Genomic DNA, 15,403 nt, shown 5'->3' on the forward strand with positions numbered 1-15,403 from the left:
TCACATGGGTGAAAAGCCGCGCAACTCGCGAATCATGCAGGCCGCTCAGGCTCGCAGCACCAATAAGGCGCCCAAGCCGAGCCGGTCCACCGGTCTGGGCCGGGTGATCATTGCCGTGTACGGCATCCTCGCGCTGGCAGCGAGCGTGCGCGCGGTGTACCAGATCATGAGCAAATTCGACGAAGCGCCGATCGCCTATAGCCTGTCGCTGATTTCTGGCCTGGTCTATATCCTTGCCACGTTCTCGCTGTCTTCAGCCAAGCGTGGTGCCTGGTTGGTCTCGCTCTATGCGGTAGCCGTTGAATTGGTGGGCGTTATCGTGGTCGGCATCTTGTCGCTGACCCACCCCGAAGTCTTCGCGCATCCATCGGTGTGGAGCGGTTTCGGCGAAGGATACGGATACGTTCCATTGGTGCTGCCAATTGTCGGTTTGTGGTGGCTATACCGTAACCGTAATGAGCGTCACGCCTAAAGACGTGCAAGAATTACTACGGTGGGTTTTCCATCCACCGCAGCAGAATTTTCTGAAGGAGCAAAGTGCACTATTGGAAGGGCTTGGATGCCGTCCCCGCGGATATGGCTCCCACTGTCGTGACCATTGGCAACTTTGATGGTGTCCACCTGGGCCATTGCGAAGTGCTGGATGCAGCTGTCGCACAGGCCAAGGCGCGCTCTGCTCAATCGGTGGCGATCACTTTTGATCCGCACCCGGCGCTGGTGCACCGTCCCCACGATGCTCCTGAATTGATCATGGGCATCGCCGACCGCGTTGACACCCTGGCCAGTGTTGGCCTGGATGCCACGCTGATGATTCACTACACGCTGGACTTCGCGGATCAAAGCGCTGAAGAGTTCGTTCGCTCCATCATCGTGGAGAAGCTGAATGCCATAGCTGTTGTTGTCGGGCATGATGTGCGCTTTGGCCGCGGCAACTCCGGGGACTTCAGCTACATGCAGGAGCTGGGAATCAAGTACGGTTTCGAAGTTATCGGTGTTGAAGACGTAGGGGACAAGCGTCGATTGTCCTCGACATGGGTTCGTGAAGAACTGGCCGCAGGCAACGTCGAAGCGGCCGCCGCGATCCTCGGCCGGCCGCACCGCATGCGCGGCGAAGTAGTGCATGGCCACGCCCGCGGACGCGAGCTTGGATTCCCCACCGCGAATCTGGATACCGAAGCCACCGGTATCATCCCAGCCGATGGCGTCTATGCCGGCTGGGTCATCGACGAGGCCGAGGTGCGTTGGCCAGCGGCAATTTCCGTCGGGTCGAACCCTACCTTCGATGGCGTCTCCCGTGTGGTTGAAGCCCATGTGATTGACCGTCCCGAAGAAGGCGTGGAAGATTTCGACCTGTACGGACAGCAGATCATCGTTGAGTTCATTTCCCACCTGCGCCCGATGGTCGCCTACCGTGGCATCGAAGCCTTGATTGAGCAAATGACCGAGGACGTTGACCAGGCCCGTGCGGTACTGGCCATCGAACGCCACTAGGGATCATGGCTGAAATTCCGTCTTTGCCGCAGCGGGCCTTCGTTGTGGGAGCTCAGCGACGCGATGAATTAGCCTCGGCTTTCCAAACGGATGCCGAGAGCTATGACCGGATCCGTCCTTCCTATCCGCAGGAAGCCTTGGAATTCACGTTGCAGCACCGACCGATGAGTGCGATTGATATCGGTTGCGGTTCGGGGATCTTCACCGAACAACTGGTCTTTGCAGGTCTGGACGTCAGAGCCGTGGACCCGTCGGCGGAAATGCTCTTGGTCCTGTCCAAGCGGCTGCCGACGGTTGAGGTAACCTGTGCCTCAGGTGAAGCCACCGGCTTAGTCGAGGACAGCGTTGACTTGGTGACCTACGCGCAGGCGTGGCACTGGGTTGACCACCCACGAGCCAGTGCCGAAGCGGCTCGATTGCTCCATGATGGCGGTTGGCTGACCCTGCTGTGGAATCAGCTGGATGTCGCCGTTCCGTGGGTGCACCGCTTGGCGCGCATCATGCATGCCGGCGATGTGCACCGGCCAGAGCTGGAACCGCCCCTGGGACCGCAGTTCCAGAAGCCGGAACATGGTATCTGGCATTGGTCCATGGACCTGGATTTCCACGACATCGTCGAGCTGACCAAATCGCGTAGCTACTACCGCAAGTCTTCAGAAGCGACGCGGGCCAAGGTGGAGGCGAACCTGGCTTGGTACTGGAATGAGCACTTGGGGCATGAGCTGGACGAGAAGGTGCAGGTGCCGTATCTCACCCATGCTTGGAGGTCCCGCCGACGCACCCGTCGGTGATATGATTGACGATGGTTCTCGCTGCAGTCCGCGGTTGCGAGTTTCCCCTGTGGATGCCTAGGCGTTCGCACTGACTTATGAACGCGGTCCAACTCTAGGAGTTTGTTATGGCATTGGATGCCACTATCAAGAACGAAATCATCAAGGCTTACGCTACCCACGAGGGTGACACCGGTTCGCCTGAGGTTCAGATTGCCGTCATGTCCCGCCGTATTTCGGACCTGACCGAGCACCTGAAGATGCACAAGCATGACCACCACACCCGCCGTGGCCTGATGGCTCTGGTTGGTCGTCGTCGTCGTATGCTCGGCTACCTGAAGAACACCGACATCGAGCGTTACCGTTCGCTGATCGAGCGTCTGGGCCTGCGCAAGTAGTCCTCTGCTTCAGAGCAAGAAAATCCCCGCCTCCGTTTCAGGAAGCGGGGATTTTTCTTGCCCGTTATCGCCCGAATCCGCCCGGCCCCGACTGTTCCAAGCGCATTTCGCGTGACTTCTGGCTACGTTGCGCCTTCGGTCATTCAGCTTCGGCTTCTGCTTCGGCTGCCGCGGCCTCCTGGGCCTTTTCCTGATGGATCACCTCGGCCAAAAGCTTTTCCATTTCTTTGGCGACACCTGCGGCGGAGGCAGGGTTCTGCCCGGTCACCAGGCGTTCGGAGACCTGGACATTCTCTTCAAAATTATCGGCGGCAATATGCGTGGCTCCTTGCTCGGAGAGCTTGTCTGCCAGGAAGAACGGAATGATCTGATCCTTGCCAACGGCCACTTCCTCGTCGTTGGTGAACGCGGCCACGGTCTTGCCACTCAAGAGCTTCATGCCATGATGCAGCTCGACATCAAGCAGACCGGCCGGGCCGTGGCAGACGGCGCCGACAACGCCGCCCTTGTTGTAGATGTCGCTGATCAGTTTCTGCAGGCCCGCATTATTGGGGAAGTCCCACATGGTGCCGTGGCCTCCCACGAGGTACACCGCGTCGTACTGCACGGGATCCACCACATCAACGCGCGCGGTGTTGTACAAGCCGGCGCGGGTAGTTTCGTCCTGGGTGAACTGGACCTGGATCGGGTCGTCCTGGTCCACGGTGTCGCGCGGGGGCTGTCCGCCCTTAATGGAAGCGAAGTCGACGAAGTGCCCGGAATCCCGGAACACCTTCCATGGATGTGCCGCCTCGGCGACGTTGTATCCGGTAGGTTCCTTGTCCTCACCGATTTCGGAAACGCTGGTCAGGACCATGAGGATTTTCTTCAAGGTGTGCTCCTTTCGCATTCGTCCTTCCAGCCTTGTACAACAGGCAGGCTGCCGCAAGGGCGATGCGCAAGTTGCCAGTTTGCTATCCGGAACCGTGCCCGGGAAGGAGGGCGCATGGACCTGCACCGGCATGCGGGCCCGGTGCCACTTTGGCGTGCTTTGCCAACCAAGCATGCGCTTAAAGCCAATGCCCCTGGGGAAGACTTTGCGAGAATGAATGCACCAGCCGGGATATGCCGTGCATCACTTCTTGGGCCTTTGGCAGCCATCCCGGATAGGTACCGATCGAAAGGATTGCACTCGTGAACACCGCCCCTAGCCTGCTCATGGTCAACGGCACCATCCATACGCTGGATCCGCATGAACGCATAGTCGATGCGATGGCGGTCCGCGCAGGAAAGATCGTCGCGCTCGGAGAGGACGCCCTGGCGCTGCGCGGACAGGAAACGGAGTTGATCGATCTGGACGGGGCCACGATCATGCCCGGGCTGATGGACGTGCACAATCATCACATGCTTGCCGGGCAGATGGACCTGTTCGAACTCAACGTGCCACCGACGCTCAGCCTGGACGAGTTCCTGGAGGCGGTAGCGGCCTGGGCGGATAAGCTGGCCGCGGACCAATGGGTCATCGGCGGAAGCTGGGGCTCGGGCCTGTTCAGCGAGATCAACACGCCCCAGGCTCTCGCGCGGCTGGACCAGGCCACCGGCGGGCGGCCGGCCTTGCTCAAAGACGATGCTAAGCACAACCGGTGGGTGAACAGCCGTGCCTTGGAGCTTGCGGGCATCACCGGCGCGACCCCTAACCCCGAAGGCGGGGAGATCATGCGGGATGCCGAAGGCCGCGCCACCGGCGTGCTGCTCGAAGCCGGCGGCGTCATTGTCGAACAGGCCCGCGAATCAATGAGCCCCACACCGACGTGGCAGTTGGCCGAAGCGGCATCGCGGGGCATGGAAATACTGCATTCCTACGGCATCACCGGTTTTCAGGATGCCGCAGCCTCCTTGCAACTCATGCAGGCCTTGAAAGAACTCGATGAATCCGGGAATCTGCACGCCTGGGTGGTTTCCAGCATGCAGGCCAACGACTTCATTTTCGGGACCCATCCTTTGGGCGAGGGGATTATTGCCGAGCGCGAGCAAACCAGGTCAGCTCATCACCGCCCGGATTTCATCAAGATCTTCCTTGATGGCGTTCCGCCGGCAGGAACCGGAGCCTTCATCGAACCGTATCTGGACGGTGCGGGTTTCCCTGAATGCCATTGCGGCAGCACCACGATGCCTCCAGAAGAACTCGCGGGCTGGCTGATGAGCACGGCGCGGCGGGGCATTTCCGCGAAGATCCACTGCACCGGCGATGCCTCGGTGCGGCTGGTCCTGGACACGGTCCAGAAGGTGCGCGAGGCAGGTCTGGGCGAGCCGAAGTACCATATCGCCCACGGCCAGTTCATTCACCCGGATGACCTGCCGCGCTTTGCAGAACTGGGCGTCACGGCGGATATCTCGCCGTCATTGTGGTTCCCCGGGGTGATTACCGAAGCGATGAAACTCGTCCTTCCCGCCGACCGGGCATCCAAGATGCACCCGAACAAGACCTTGCTGGCCACCGGGGCGCTGGTTGCCGGCGGCTCGGACTGGCCGGTGAGCGTTTCCCCGAACGCCTGGGAGGGAATCTACGGGCTTATCACCCGCAAGGATCCTACCGGAGCGTTCCCCGGAACCCTCTGGGAAGAGGAAGCAGTGACCTTGGCTGATGCCTTGCGCATCTACACGATCAATTGCGCCAAGGCGATGGGGCTGGATGATCTGACCGGATCGCTAGAGATCGGAAAGTCAGCTGACTTCATCATGCTCTCGGCAGACCCGTTTGAGGTGCAGCTCGAAGAGCTGCCGCAGATCACTGCGCAGCAGACCTGGTTCAGCGGACAGAAAGTCTACGACCGCCTCGGATCCTTGAGCGTGCCGGTGCGCTAAACGCCAGCCCAGCCCGCTGTTCTTCCCCGGCCAGGGTATCGGCCGGAGCATCCATTATTTACCCGCGGCAACTCGCCGCTGTCTTGAAGGAAACCCATGGACTCGATACTGGCTGGCGCGCGCACAAAAACAGGCGGCGAGCGCGGAACCTACATCTACATTGGTGCCTACAGCGCGGTGCTGTACATGGTGCTGCTGACCGCACCGGTGGTGGCCTCCAAGCTGGTGGCGCAATTCGACCTGACAGCCACCCAAGTAGGCGGGCTGCTGTCCATGGAGCTCGGGGCCTTCAGCCTGGCGACCATCCCCGCCTATCTGTGGCTCAAGCGCGTCAACCTCGTGACGGCAACTCGTGTCTTCACGCTGGTTGCCGTGGCCGGAAACGTGGTCTCGGGCTTTGCCGACAACTACGCGCTCTTGGCGGTGTGCCGCATTGTGACGTCCCTGGCTGCCGGGTCGATCACGGTGGTGATCCTGAGCCTGAGCGGCAGGAGCGCGAACCCAGGACGGGCCTATGGGCTATTCGTTGCGGCCCAGCTGGTCATGGGCGCCGTGATTCTGGCGCTCTTCCCGGTGCTCTTCGCGGATTCCGCGGTGTCTGCGATCTACTGGACCATGGCTGGGCTTGCCCTGTGCTGCTTGGCGGTTGCGCACCGCATCGATGGCAACGTGCTGCTGAGAAGCGCCACTGACCCGGCTGCCAACAGCGCCAGCTACGGGCACCGGGCGGCCCCAAGAGCCAAGGCGTTCCTGGCCCTGGCGGCGGTGATGCTTTTCTACGTTGCGTTGAGCGGAGTGTGGTCGTTCATGGGGCAATTCGCGGCGGCCGCGCAGATCGATTTGGGTACGACGAGCTTGATTCTCGCGGTCGCGACGGTCCCAGGAATTGCTTCCTCCTTGCTGGCCACATTCCTGGGCGATCATCCGCGCCGGCCGCTGCTGCTCATGCTCGGCTATCTGGCGATGATGCTCTCCATCGGCTTGCTGTTCGGGTTGAGCGGAGCCGTGCAGTTCGCGGCCGCGGCGATCATCTTCAAATTCGCCTGGACCTTCATCCTGCCCTACCTGCTGTCCACGGTTTCCGACTTGGACTCCAGCGGCCACCTGATGAATTCCACGAACTTGATGATCGGCACCGGGTTCGCGCTTGGACCGGTTCTGGGCGGCATGCTCATCGAAGCTGCCGGTGGCTTCGATGTCCTTCTCGCCGCCTGCGGCGTTGGCGTGTTCCTGTCCATGATCTGCGTTGCTCTCGTCCAGGGCCGCAAACAGCCCATCTTGTCCCGGCAGGCCGTTTCAATGGGAATTCCTGAATAGCAGTGCCCGGCCCGCCACCGGCGCAACCGGACCAATGGAAGTCGACGACCTTCCAGGACCTGCGCCGCCGATAAAGATGCCGAGGCATCTTCATGGGCCCATGCGATTGGCCCCAGAGCGCTATGAAGCCCCAGCCGGAGTCCTCGATCCTACTGGGATCACGGACACCTGCTGGGGCCGAAGCGCGCTTTTCCGATTGGCGAGGAGCTAGACTGCCAGCTTGCGGCGGATGAAGCCTGAAGCCTGGTCAACCACGATGATCAAGAGCAGGACGATGATGATGTGCGTGAGCATCGTATCGAACTGGAAGGACTTGATCGCCTGGTTGATGAGCAAGCCGATGCCACCGGCGCCCACCAAGCCCAGGACCAGCGAGGAACGGACATTCACGTCGAAACGGTACAACAGCAAGCCAACGAACTGCGGGATCACAAGAGGCAGCGATCCATGAGTCAGCTGCTGCACCCGTGATGCACCGGTGGTGGAGAGCGCCTCCTGCGGGCCCTGATCGGTTTCTTCCAGGGATTCGGCCCAGAGCTTTCCCATCACGCCTGTATTGTGGCAGATCAACGCCAGCACACCCGCGAATGGACCCAAGCCCACGGCAGTGACGAAGATGAGCGCAAAGACGATATCGGGTACCGCGCGGAAGAATGACAAGATGCTGCGTGATGCTTGGTAGGCCAGCGGATGCGGCGTCGTGGTTCGGCATGCCAGGACAGCGAGCACCAAGGCCGTAGGAATGGAGAAGGTGGTGCCCAGCAGGCCGATCCACAAGGTGACCAGCGTTGCCTCCAAGCCAGGAAGAATGACTTTGTCCCAGCTCAGATCCGGCGGGAACGCATCGCTGATGAAGCGTGCCATCCCGCGCCAGCCATCCACGAGCAACGCCGGATCAAAATCAGTTCCCGCGATGGCCAGGAGGTGAAGGACGGCAATCACTGCAACTGCGGTAATCCAAAGGGTACGCCGGGCCGCCTTGTGCGGGTCTCTGGGCAGTGCTGGCGCGGTCTTTCCAACGACCATTTGCGAGGTACTTTCCACTGCCTGCTCCTTGATGCGAGTCTGGGTATGAAGGCTCATGCTGCAATCCTCTCGGGAGAGTAGAGGACATCCAGGAAGTCGTCGCCGAGATTCTGGACCGGACCATCGAAAGCGATACGTCCATGCAGCAACCCGATGGCTCGGTCTGCATACCGCTGTGCAAGCTCTGGTTGATGCAAGACCGCTGCAACGGCAAGGTTTTCTTCGTGTGCCAGGGTAGCGAGCAGTTCCATGATGTTCTCGGCCGCATGCGGGTCCAGCGCAGAAACCGGCTCATCGGCAAGCAACACCGAAGCACGCTGGCACAGGGCCCGGGCGACGGCCACGCGCTGCTGCTGCCCGCCAGAAAGGCGCCCGACCTTGTCCAGGGCCCGGTCGGCCATGCCAACCCGGTCAAGGCAGGCCATTGCTTCTTCACGCAATTCGCGGGAGAAGAAGGCGGGGGAGAACGAGGCCAGGCCGGAGACGCGGGCCAAGGCGCCTGCGCAGACATTGTCCAATGCTGTGCGGCGGGGCACCAGATGAATCTTTTGGAACACCATGGCTGCCCGGGATCGCGCACGCGCTAGATCGCGGCCATGGAGATCAGCCAGGTGGGTGCCATCCAATTCGATGCTTCCCGAATCCGGGATGGTCAATCCCGCGACGCACTTGAGGGTGGTGGATTTTCCGGAGCCGTTGGCACCCAGGAAGGCTACGAGCTCGCCACGGTTGACGGTGAAATCGACGTCATCAAGCACGCGGCGCTGGTTGAAGGTCTTGGCCAGGGACTTCACCAAGAGGGCCGGGCGGGTGATTTGCGTGGTGGCCATGGTTAGATATCGTCCTCGGTGAGGCCCATTTTGGAAGCCAGATCGAATAGCGGGGCATAGGTTTCCTTGGTGACTTCCAGCAGTGGGCCCGGAGGGGTCACATCCAGGAAGGCTCCTACCTGGGCGATATCTTCCTTGGGCAGGTTCAGCAGCGCGTGCTTTACGGCCTTCTTCAATTCGGGATCGGCATCGGCGCTGATGGTGATCGGGTCATTCGGTATGGGATCCGAAGTCCAGATCTGGCGGTATTCTTCCGGGTTGAAGGTGCCTTCTTCTTCGGCGACTGCCTGGGTCTGCGAGTTGAGCTGGGCGGCGTCGACGGTTCCGTTGGCCAGGGCCAGCAGCGCTTCGGGATGGCCGCCCGCGTAGTTCAAGTTGACTTCCGACTCGGCAATGCCGGCAGTCTTCAGTGCGTAGCGGGGCAGGACATCTCCGGAGGTTGAGCCCACGCCGCCAAGTGCGAAGTCCTTTCCGCGCAGATCTTCGAGGGTCTTGATTTCCGAATCCTTGGCAACCCAGATGCCGCCGGTGTAGGTGCTGAGCTCACCTTGGGAGGTTCCGAAGGACACCAGCGGTTCAGCGCCGGCCTGCTGGCTGGCGAACACGTATCCCACGGGACCGAACTGGCCAAGATCCAGCTTTCCATTGCGCATTGCCAGTACCTCGGCGGCGTAGTCCTCGACAACTTGTACCTCGACTTCGCATCCGAGCTCGCGCTCCAATGCGTCGGCGAGCACCCCGTACGCCGGTTCCAGCTTGGCTGGTGCTTCATAGGGCTCGATACCGAAATTGATTGGTCCATCGGCGCAGAATGCCGGGGCCGCGGAGTTGGCTTGCTCATCTGCCTGGGCGGACCCGCAAGCGGTGAGGGCCAGCAGGCCCAGCGAGACGGCAGAGAATTTAAGTGCCTGGGAGATCTTCATGGTTTGCTCCAATGCGTGGTGTAGCTAAGTTAGGCGGTAATCGACGAAGCCAGTGCCGGCTTGGCGAGGTCCTTGATGTTCTTATCGGCCAGGCCGAAGGACAGGGTCATTCCGACACCGGCGGTGACGGAGACGATTGTGATGGCGTCGGTGACATTGCGGATGAGCAAGGGCCCGGTAGCGCTCGAGGCATAGATTCCTTGCCAACGTTCAATGACTTTCAGTTCGGTGCCTCTGAGGTAGCCTCCGATGGCTGAGAGCAATGTTTGCGAGGTCGCTTCCTTGAGGAAAGGTGCTTGGGTTGCGGCGTAGCTGTGCGAATCTCCCATGAGCAGGGTGCCGTCAGGGCGCTGGGTGAACATGACATTCGCCTGGATATTCAGCAGTTCTGGGTGCTCGGCGAGAACTTCTGCCTGCAGGGCCTTGGCCGCTGGCACTTCGGTGAAGGCCTCATAGCGCAGCATGGAGGTGGCGGTGAGGACGGCCGGCTTCAATTCCAGGTCTTCGGATGCCTCTGCGCGGAGCATCTGAAGCGCGCACCGGGTGATCTGGTGGTCCTGCGCGATCTGCGGGAAGAGGTAGTCCACGTCGTGCCCGACGCAAACGAAAACCTGGTCGGCCTCGAAGGTGCCGCGATTAGTTTGCACGCTGGCTCGTCGCTGCTGGCCGGCACCAAATCCCAAAGCACTGGTGTTGAACTGGACGCTGCCAGCAACATGGGCATCGACCCACTGGGCCAGCTTGGCCACCGTGGTGCGTGGATCGACGCGCAGGTCATCACGCAGGAAAGCGCCGCCGAGGATTCCTTCGGGACTTTGGCGTCCGAGCTGTTCTGCGACATCCTGCGCGTTGAGCATCTCGACCTGGCCGGTTTCTCGGCGTGCGGAGAGTTCGCGCAGTACCTGCAATTCTGTTTCTGTCGCGGCCACCACGACAGCTCCCGATTCAACGGCCCAGAAGCCAGCGCGTTCAGCGTAGTCAAGCCACAAGGGGCGACCTGACTGCGCCAGGTCGTAGAGTTCGCCGGACTGTGCGGTGATGCAGCAGTGGCCGAAGTTGCGGACCGATGCGCCGACGGCCTCATGGTCACGATCAATGACGATTACGGAGAGGCCAGCGTCCAGGGATCGAGCGGCATGGGCCATGCCGACAATGCCGGCTCCGATCACCAGCACATCTGCCTGGTTGGCGATTGGCTGGGTCTGTGGGGAATTTTTTTCGTTGCTCACGACAGTGATCATCCATGCTCGGGATGAGCGGAATCAACCCGAAATGACACTTGTTTGAACAAGTTTGCCCAGAGTTCAGAATGAGGTCTGGTTGTTCACTTTCAGTTCACTGGAATGTCTCATGAATCGCTGATTCCACGATGAAACGACTTGTATGATCAAGTGGTGATGGAGAACAAGAAGCAACCCAAGTACCAAGCTCTCACCACCTGGTTGCGGCAGGAAATCGCGGCCGGTACATGGCACGAAGGAGATGTCCTGCCCAGCGAGGCAGAGCTCTGTGCACGCGCTAATGCCTCGCGTGGCACGGTCCGGCATGCGCTCGCCCAGCTGCGATCGGAGGGCCTCATTGCAGGGGGACAAGGCAAGCCGCCAATCGTGGCTCAGCAAGTGCAATCCCAATCGTTTACAACCTTCATGTCCTTTACCGATTGGGCGCGCTCCATCGGATTGGAGGCTGGCCAGGAAACGCGGGAATTGGCGCAGCGCCCGGCCGATGCCCTCGTGGCCGAGCAGCTCGAACTCGAAGAAGGAGCCAAGGTGGTGCAGATCCTGCGCCTGCGCTTGCTCGACGGGAGCCCGGCGATGCTGGAGAGAACAAGCTTTTCCCAAGAGGTTGGCCGGTTGCTCTTCGATTTCGATGCGGATAACGGTTCGATTTTCGAGTACTTGCGGGAGCAAGGCGTAGACCTCTACCGCGGCAAGCACACCATTGACGCGGTTGCGGCCGATGAATTGGACGCGCAGCTGCTGGGTGTTCCCCTCGGTGCCCCGCTCTTGCGCGAACGGCGAGTCACGTCCTCCAAGTCGGGACAGAAGCTTGAGTTCTCCGATGACCGGTATTTGCCGAACCTTGCCAACTTCACCATTGAAAACACCAGCGAGCATCGCGCCTCACTGAGCCGTGTGCGAAGCATTGCTGTCTGAACAAGAAAACACGACGAAAAGAGAAGACATGTTTGAACTCATTGCCTGCGATATGGCTGGAACGACCATTGACGAGCATGCCGATGTGTACCGAGCTCTCGAGAATGCGGTTTGCGAATTCGGTGTTGAGGTCAAGGAGGAGGATCTGCAGCATTGGATGGGCGCCGAGAAGAAGGAAGCAATCAAAGCGCTGATTAAACTTGGCGGCGGTACTGCCAGCGATGAACAGGTGCAGGTGCAGTTTGACCGTTTCCGCCATTTGCTGCTGGGGTATTACCAGGAGAATCCGCCCGTCGCACTGCCAGGTGTCGTGGAAGCGCTGGAACGCTTGGCTGCCAGCGGCAAGAAGATCGCATTGACAACGGGGTTCTCGCGCGATGTTGCCGATATTATCCTCGATGGCTTGGGGTGGAAGGTCGGTCCTGGCGAACTTCTCGACGCAGTGGTTGCCGGCGATGAAGCCGCAGCGGGACGCCCTGCGCCGTACATGATTCATCGAGCCATGGAGTTGACGGGAATTCGCGATGTAGCCAAGGTCGTTGCCGCTGGTGATACCGTCAATGACTTGCTGGCCGCGCGTAATGCGGGAGTGCATGGGATCGGCGTGCTGACCGGGAAGCTGGGCCGCGAAGAGCTGGACCGGTTCCCTCATGCCGCAATCCTCGAATCGGTGGCCGAGCTGCCGGATTATCTCAAGGCGGTCGAGCCCGCAGCCGTTTAGCTCGGTCCGAATAATTTTGCAATGCGGAAGATATGTTTCGTTTCGGATTCAGATGCGGGATAAGCTGGGCTCTAGTTGGAACATCCCATTGAGATGAAAGAGAGTCGTCATGAGCAAGACTGTTCTTCAGCGTCACCTATTCGGACCAGGTCCATGCAACCCGTATCCGGAGGCAACAGCAGCGCTCGGACTGCCGCTGCTGGGGCATCTGGATCCGGAGTTCATTGCACGCATGGATCGTGTTGCTGATGGTTTGCGTACCCTCTGGGGAACCGGGAACTCCCGGACCTTGCCATTGAGCGCTACGGGCTCAGCTGGCATGGAAGCCGCGTTCGTCAACACCATCAACCCAGGTGACGTAGCGGTCATCGCGATCAACGGCTTGTTCGGCGAGCGCATGTGCGAAGTTGCTTCGCGCGCTGGCGCTGAAGTTGTCCGCGTCGACCATGAATACGGTACGCCAATTGATGTGCAGCGAGTTGCGCAAGCGCATGCGAACCCTGCTGTAATCGCAGGTGTGCATGCTGAAACCAGCACCGGTGTTGTTTCCGATATTGCCGCGCTGGGAGCGATCAAGGGCGATGCTCTGCTGATCACCGATGCGGTGACCTCCATTGGCGGCATGCCGGTGCTGGCTGATGAATGGGGGATCGACGTTGGCTATGCGGGCACGCAGAAATGCCTCGGCGTTGCTCCGGGCCTGGCGCCATTCACCATTTCCGACCGTGCTTTCGAGCGCCGCGTCCAGAAGCCCCAATCCTGGTACCTGGATCTGGGCTTGCTCGGCGGCTACGCCACCGGTTCCACCGGGGGCCAACGCACCTATCACCACACCGCACCGGTCTCGATGGTCGCTTCGCTGGAAGCCGGTATCGACCGCATCCTGGCTGAGGGCCTGGATGCAGTGACTGCGCGCCATCAGGAAGCCGGCGCCCTGCTGCAAGATGGCTTGCAGGAAATGGGCCTGGAGCTATTCGCCCAGGAGGGGTACCGCCTGCCGCAGCTGACAACAGTCTACGTTCCCGAAGGCGTTGACTCAGCGAAGGTCCGTGGATACCTGCTCGACCGCTTCAATATTGAAATCGGGGGCGGTGTTGGCAAGTACGCGAGCACCGTGTGGCGCATCGGCATGATGGGCCCCAACGCTAATCCGGGATCGGTGGCGCTGCTGCTGGCTGCGCTGAAGGAAGCGATCGGCAAGGCCTAGGCGCGCAAGGGCCGTGGTCCTCTGAATGCAAAGCGAGGCGGGACTAACCAGGAGATTCTGGTTGGTTCCGCCTCTTGCTGTTGCCCATGGGCTAGCTCAGCTGGTCCTGTGAATGCGCAAAGTGCAGCTGCACTGAATCAGCACTGGTCGAAATCATGGCGTAGCCGCCAATCGGCAACGTGAACATCGGGGAAGTATGGCCGAAATCGAGGTTGGCCACAACCGGGATGCCCTGCAGGATTGGGTGCTTTGCGATAACTTGCTCCAGCAGGCTACGGGTGATTCCGGACTGCTGCTGGAAGCGCCCAATGGCCAGCCCGGTAATGCCAGCCGCGCTGGGGGACTGCAGGAACGAGGCGAGCTTTCGAGCGATTTCGTGGATGTCTTCTGAGGAGTCTTCCTCGATGAAGAGCATTGCCCCGTCCAAAGATGGCATGAATTCGCCACCCAGCAATAAATGCAGCGTGCCCAGATTCCCGCCAATCACCTTGCCCGTGGCCACCCCCTGATTCAGGATCCATGGTCCGCCGGATGCTTGGACGGACCTGTTGTCTTGATCCATGAACCACAGATCGTCGGTGAATTCGCTGGCGTGCTCGATGGTCCACGAGTGCTCGTGGGTTGCGGTCCGGAACCACTGGCCGGTCGGTTCAAAATGATCGCGCATGCCGAAAGAGGACCAATGCGCACCGACATAAGTTACCAGGCCGGTCTTGGCGTGCACGGCGTTAGCCAGGGCGGTGAAATCCGAATAGCCGCAGAAGACCTTGGGATTGGCGGCAATGAGATCCCAGTCGAGGTAGGGCAGCAGCTCGTTTGAATTGAAGCCGCCAATTACTGAGATGATTCCAGCGACGGTTGAATCGGCAAATGCGGCGTGCAGATCGGCCACGCGCGACCGGATCGGGGAGCTGTCGAAGTCATCGTTCTCATCTACATGATCGCCGAATTCCTGCTTGAGCCCCATGGCCTCGAAGCGTTCGTCGATCCACTTCGTATTGTCGAATTCCATCACGAAGGTGCGCGAGCAAGATGGAGCAATGACCCTGACGGTGTCTCCGGATTGCAATCGGGCAGGGACAATAGTCGGCTTCACTTGGCTTGTCATGCAATCAGTCTAGGCTCTGGCTTGGCTGGGGAGAATAACCCATAGAAATTCATTGGTGACTAGTTGACGAAATTTTCGCAACAAATGAAGCTATTCCACCCCAGCTACTGTGAGATTTCTGAGAAATTCGATAACGTGGGCGTGACAGCACGATTTCTCTAAAGAAAGAAGGAAATAAGGTGAAGTCCCTCTTCGACTTGGAATTTAAGAAATTCATAACGCCATCGATCATCAAGATCGTCTACATCTTGATCATGATCCTGTTGGCGATCGGCTACATCGGGATCGTGATTTCCGGGTTCATGGCCGATGCAATGCTCGGCTTCTTGATGCTCTTGATCGTGGGTCCTTTGGTGTCCCTGGTCTATCTGGTTCTGGTCCGTGCAAGTCTCGAATCCTTGCTGGCACAGATCCGCACTGCGGAGAACACCACTGAACTCGTTCGTCTGGCCGGTGGCATCCCGCCGGCAGAAGGCGGCTACCGCCCGCACCCGGGTAACCCTCCTGCTCCGCAGCAGCCGCAGGATCCAACCGCCAATGGCGGCAGCACTCCGCCAACTAATCCTTACCAGAAGTAAGTGCTACGGCCGATGGCCCGCACCTGTGGTGCGG

At 60.1% G+C, this 15,403-nt stretch carries 16 protein-coding genes; 10 read left to right on the plus strand and 6 right to left on the minus strand.

Translation table 11 applies throughout. From position 1 onward, the window contains the following. Positions 1-4 precede the first annotated feature (4 nt). The 4 genes from ACRDT3_RS03555 to rpsO all read left to right on the plus strand — a co-directional run bounded on the left by ACRDT3_RS03555 (position 5) and on the right by rpsO (position 2,659). Positions 5-472, plus strand: a complete 468-nt coding sequence (locus ACRDT3_RS03555; RefSeq protein ID WP_431491643.1) for a hypothetical protein — start codon at positions 5-7, stop codon at positions 470-472. A 65-nt stretch (positions 473-537) separates the two neighbouring features. Next, positions 538-1,491, plus strand: a complete 954-nt coding sequence (locus ACRDT3_RS03560; protein WP_431491644.1) for a bifunctional riboflavin kinase/FAD synthetase — start codon at positions 538-540, stop codon at positions 1,489-1,491. 5 nt (positions 1,492-1,496) lie between these two features. Beyond that, entirely contained in the window at positions 1,497-2,282 is a 786-nt protein-coding gene (locus ACRDT3_RS03565; RefSeq protein WP_431491645.1) for a class I SAM-dependent methyltransferase, read from the plus strand. A 107-nt stretch (positions 2,283-2,389) separates the two neighbouring features. Next, complete coding sequence (gene rpsO, locus ACRDT3_RS03570; RefSeq protein ID WP_013348393.1) at positions 2,390-2,659, plus strand: 30S ribosomal protein S15; 270 nt, start codon at positions 2,390-2,392, stop codon at positions 2,657-2,659. Between the two features lie 139 nt (positions 2,660-2,798). Here the strand turns inward: rpsO and ACRDT3_RS03575 are convergent, their stop codons facing one another. Continuing rightward, entirely contained in the window at positions 2,799-3,530 is a 732-nt protein-coding gene (locus tag ACRDT3_RS03575) for a type 1 glutamine amidotransferase domain-containing protein (RefSeq protein WP_431491646.1), read from the minus strand. A 302-nt stretch (positions 3,531-3,832) separates the two neighbouring features. Between ACRDT3_RS03575 and ACRDT3_RS03580 the strand changes: the two genes are divergently transcribed. Both ACRDT3_RS03580 and ACRDT3_RS03585 read left to right on the plus strand, forming a co-directional pair. Continuing rightward, the gene (locus tag ACRDT3_RS03580) at positions 3,833-5,503 is read left to right on the plus strand and encodes an amidohydrolase (RefSeq protein ID WP_431491647.1); all 1,671 of its coding nucleotides are present in this window, start codon (positions 3,833-3,835) and stop codon (positions 5,501-5,503) included. Positions 5,504-5,599: 96 nt separating this feature from the next. Then, positions 5,600-6,820 carry an MFS transporter gene (locus ACRDT3_RS03585; RefSeq protein ID WP_431491648.1) on the plus strand — a complete coding sequence of 407 codons (1,221 nt, stop codon included), beginning with the start codon at positions 5,600-5,602 and terminating at the stop codon, positions 6,818-6,820. Between the two features lie 207 nt (positions 6,821-7,027). On the opposite strand, the gene phnE is transcribed toward ACRDT3_RS03585, so the two are convergent. From phnE to ACRDT3_RS03605, 4 genes are read right to left on the minus strand one after another with little or no spacing between them, the layout of a single operon-like run. Then, positions 7,028-7,903 (minus strand): phosphonate ABC transporter, permease protein PhnE, encoded by an 876-nt coding sequence (phnE, locus tag ACRDT3_RS03590; protein WP_431491649.1) that lies wholly within the window; start codon positions 7,901-7,903, stop codon positions 7,028-7,030. Further along, the gene (locus ACRDT3_RS03595; RefSeq protein WP_431491650.1) at positions 7,900-8,676 is read right to left on the minus strand and encodes a phosphonate ABC transporter ATP-binding protein; all 777 of its coding nucleotides are present in this window, start codon (positions 8,674-8,676) and stop codon (positions 7,900-7,902) included. The genes phnE and ACRDT3_RS03595 overlap by 4 nt, the downstream gene beginning before the upstream one ends. A gap of 2 nt (positions 8,677-8,678) precedes the next feature. Beyond that, positions 8,679-9,599, minus strand: coding sequence for a phosphate/phosphite/phosphonate ABC transporter substrate-binding protein (locus tag ACRDT3_RS03600; protein WP_431491651.1), 921 nt, complete (start codon positions 9,597-9,599; stop codon positions 8,679-8,681). A 29-nt stretch (positions 9,600-9,628) separates the two neighbouring features. Then, positions 9,629-10,828 (minus strand): TIGR03364 family FAD-dependent oxidoreductase, encoded by a 1,200-nt coding sequence (locus tag ACRDT3_RS03605; RefSeq protein WP_431491652.1) that lies wholly within the window; start codon positions 10,826-10,828, stop codon positions 9,629-9,631. Between the two features lie 168 nt (positions 10,829-10,996). Here ACRDT3_RS03605 and ACRDT3_RS03610 point away from each other — a divergent pair, with 168 nt between their 5' ends. From ACRDT3_RS03610 to ACRDT3_RS03620, 3 genes are all read left to right on the plus strand, one after another. Further along, positions 10,997-11,755 (plus strand): GntR family transcriptional regulator, encoded by a 759-nt coding sequence (locus tag ACRDT3_RS03610; RefSeq protein ID WP_431491671.1) that lies wholly within the window; start codon positions 10,997-10,999, stop codon positions 11,753-11,755. A 28-nt stretch (positions 11,756-11,783) separates the two neighbouring features. Beyond that, positions 11,784-12,476 carry a phosphonatase-like hydrolase gene (locus ACRDT3_RS03615; RefSeq protein ID WP_431491653.1) on the plus strand — a complete coding sequence of 231 codons (693 nt, stop codon included), beginning with the start codon at positions 11,784-11,786 and terminating at the stop codon, positions 12,474-12,476. A 109-nt stretch (positions 12,477-12,585) separates the two neighbouring features. Beyond that, positions 12,586-13,683, plus strand: coding sequence for a pyridoxal-phosphate-dependent aminotransferase family protein (locus tag ACRDT3_RS03620; RefSeq protein ID WP_431491654.1), 1,098 nt, complete (start codon positions 12,586-12,588; stop codon positions 13,681-13,683). Between the two features lie 91 nt (positions 13,684-13,774). Here the strand turns inward: ACRDT3_RS03620 and ACRDT3_RS03625 are convergent, their stop codons facing one another. After that, on the minus strand, positions 13,775-14,791 hold the full coding sequence (locus ACRDT3_RS03625) for a S66 family peptidase (RefSeq protein WP_431491655.1): 1,017 nt from the start codon (positions 14,789-14,791) through the stop codon (positions 13,775-13,777). Between the two features lie 179 nt (positions 14,792-14,970). Here ACRDT3_RS03625 and ACRDT3_RS03630 point away from each other — a divergent pair, with 179 nt between their 5' ends. Continuing rightward, positions 14,971-15,369 carry a DUF4282 domain-containing protein gene (locus ACRDT3_RS03630; protein ID WP_431491656.1) on the plus strand — a complete coding sequence of 133 codons (399 nt, stop codon included), beginning with the start codon at positions 14,971-14,973 and terminating at the stop codon, positions 15,367-15,369. Positions 15,370-15,403: the final 34 nt, after the last annotated feature.

Origin of the sequence: Glutamicibacter sp. (genome assembly GCF_050701915.1) — a bacterium.
GTDB lineage: Bacteria > Actinomycetota > Actinomycetes > Actinomycetales > Micrococcaceae > Glutamicibacter.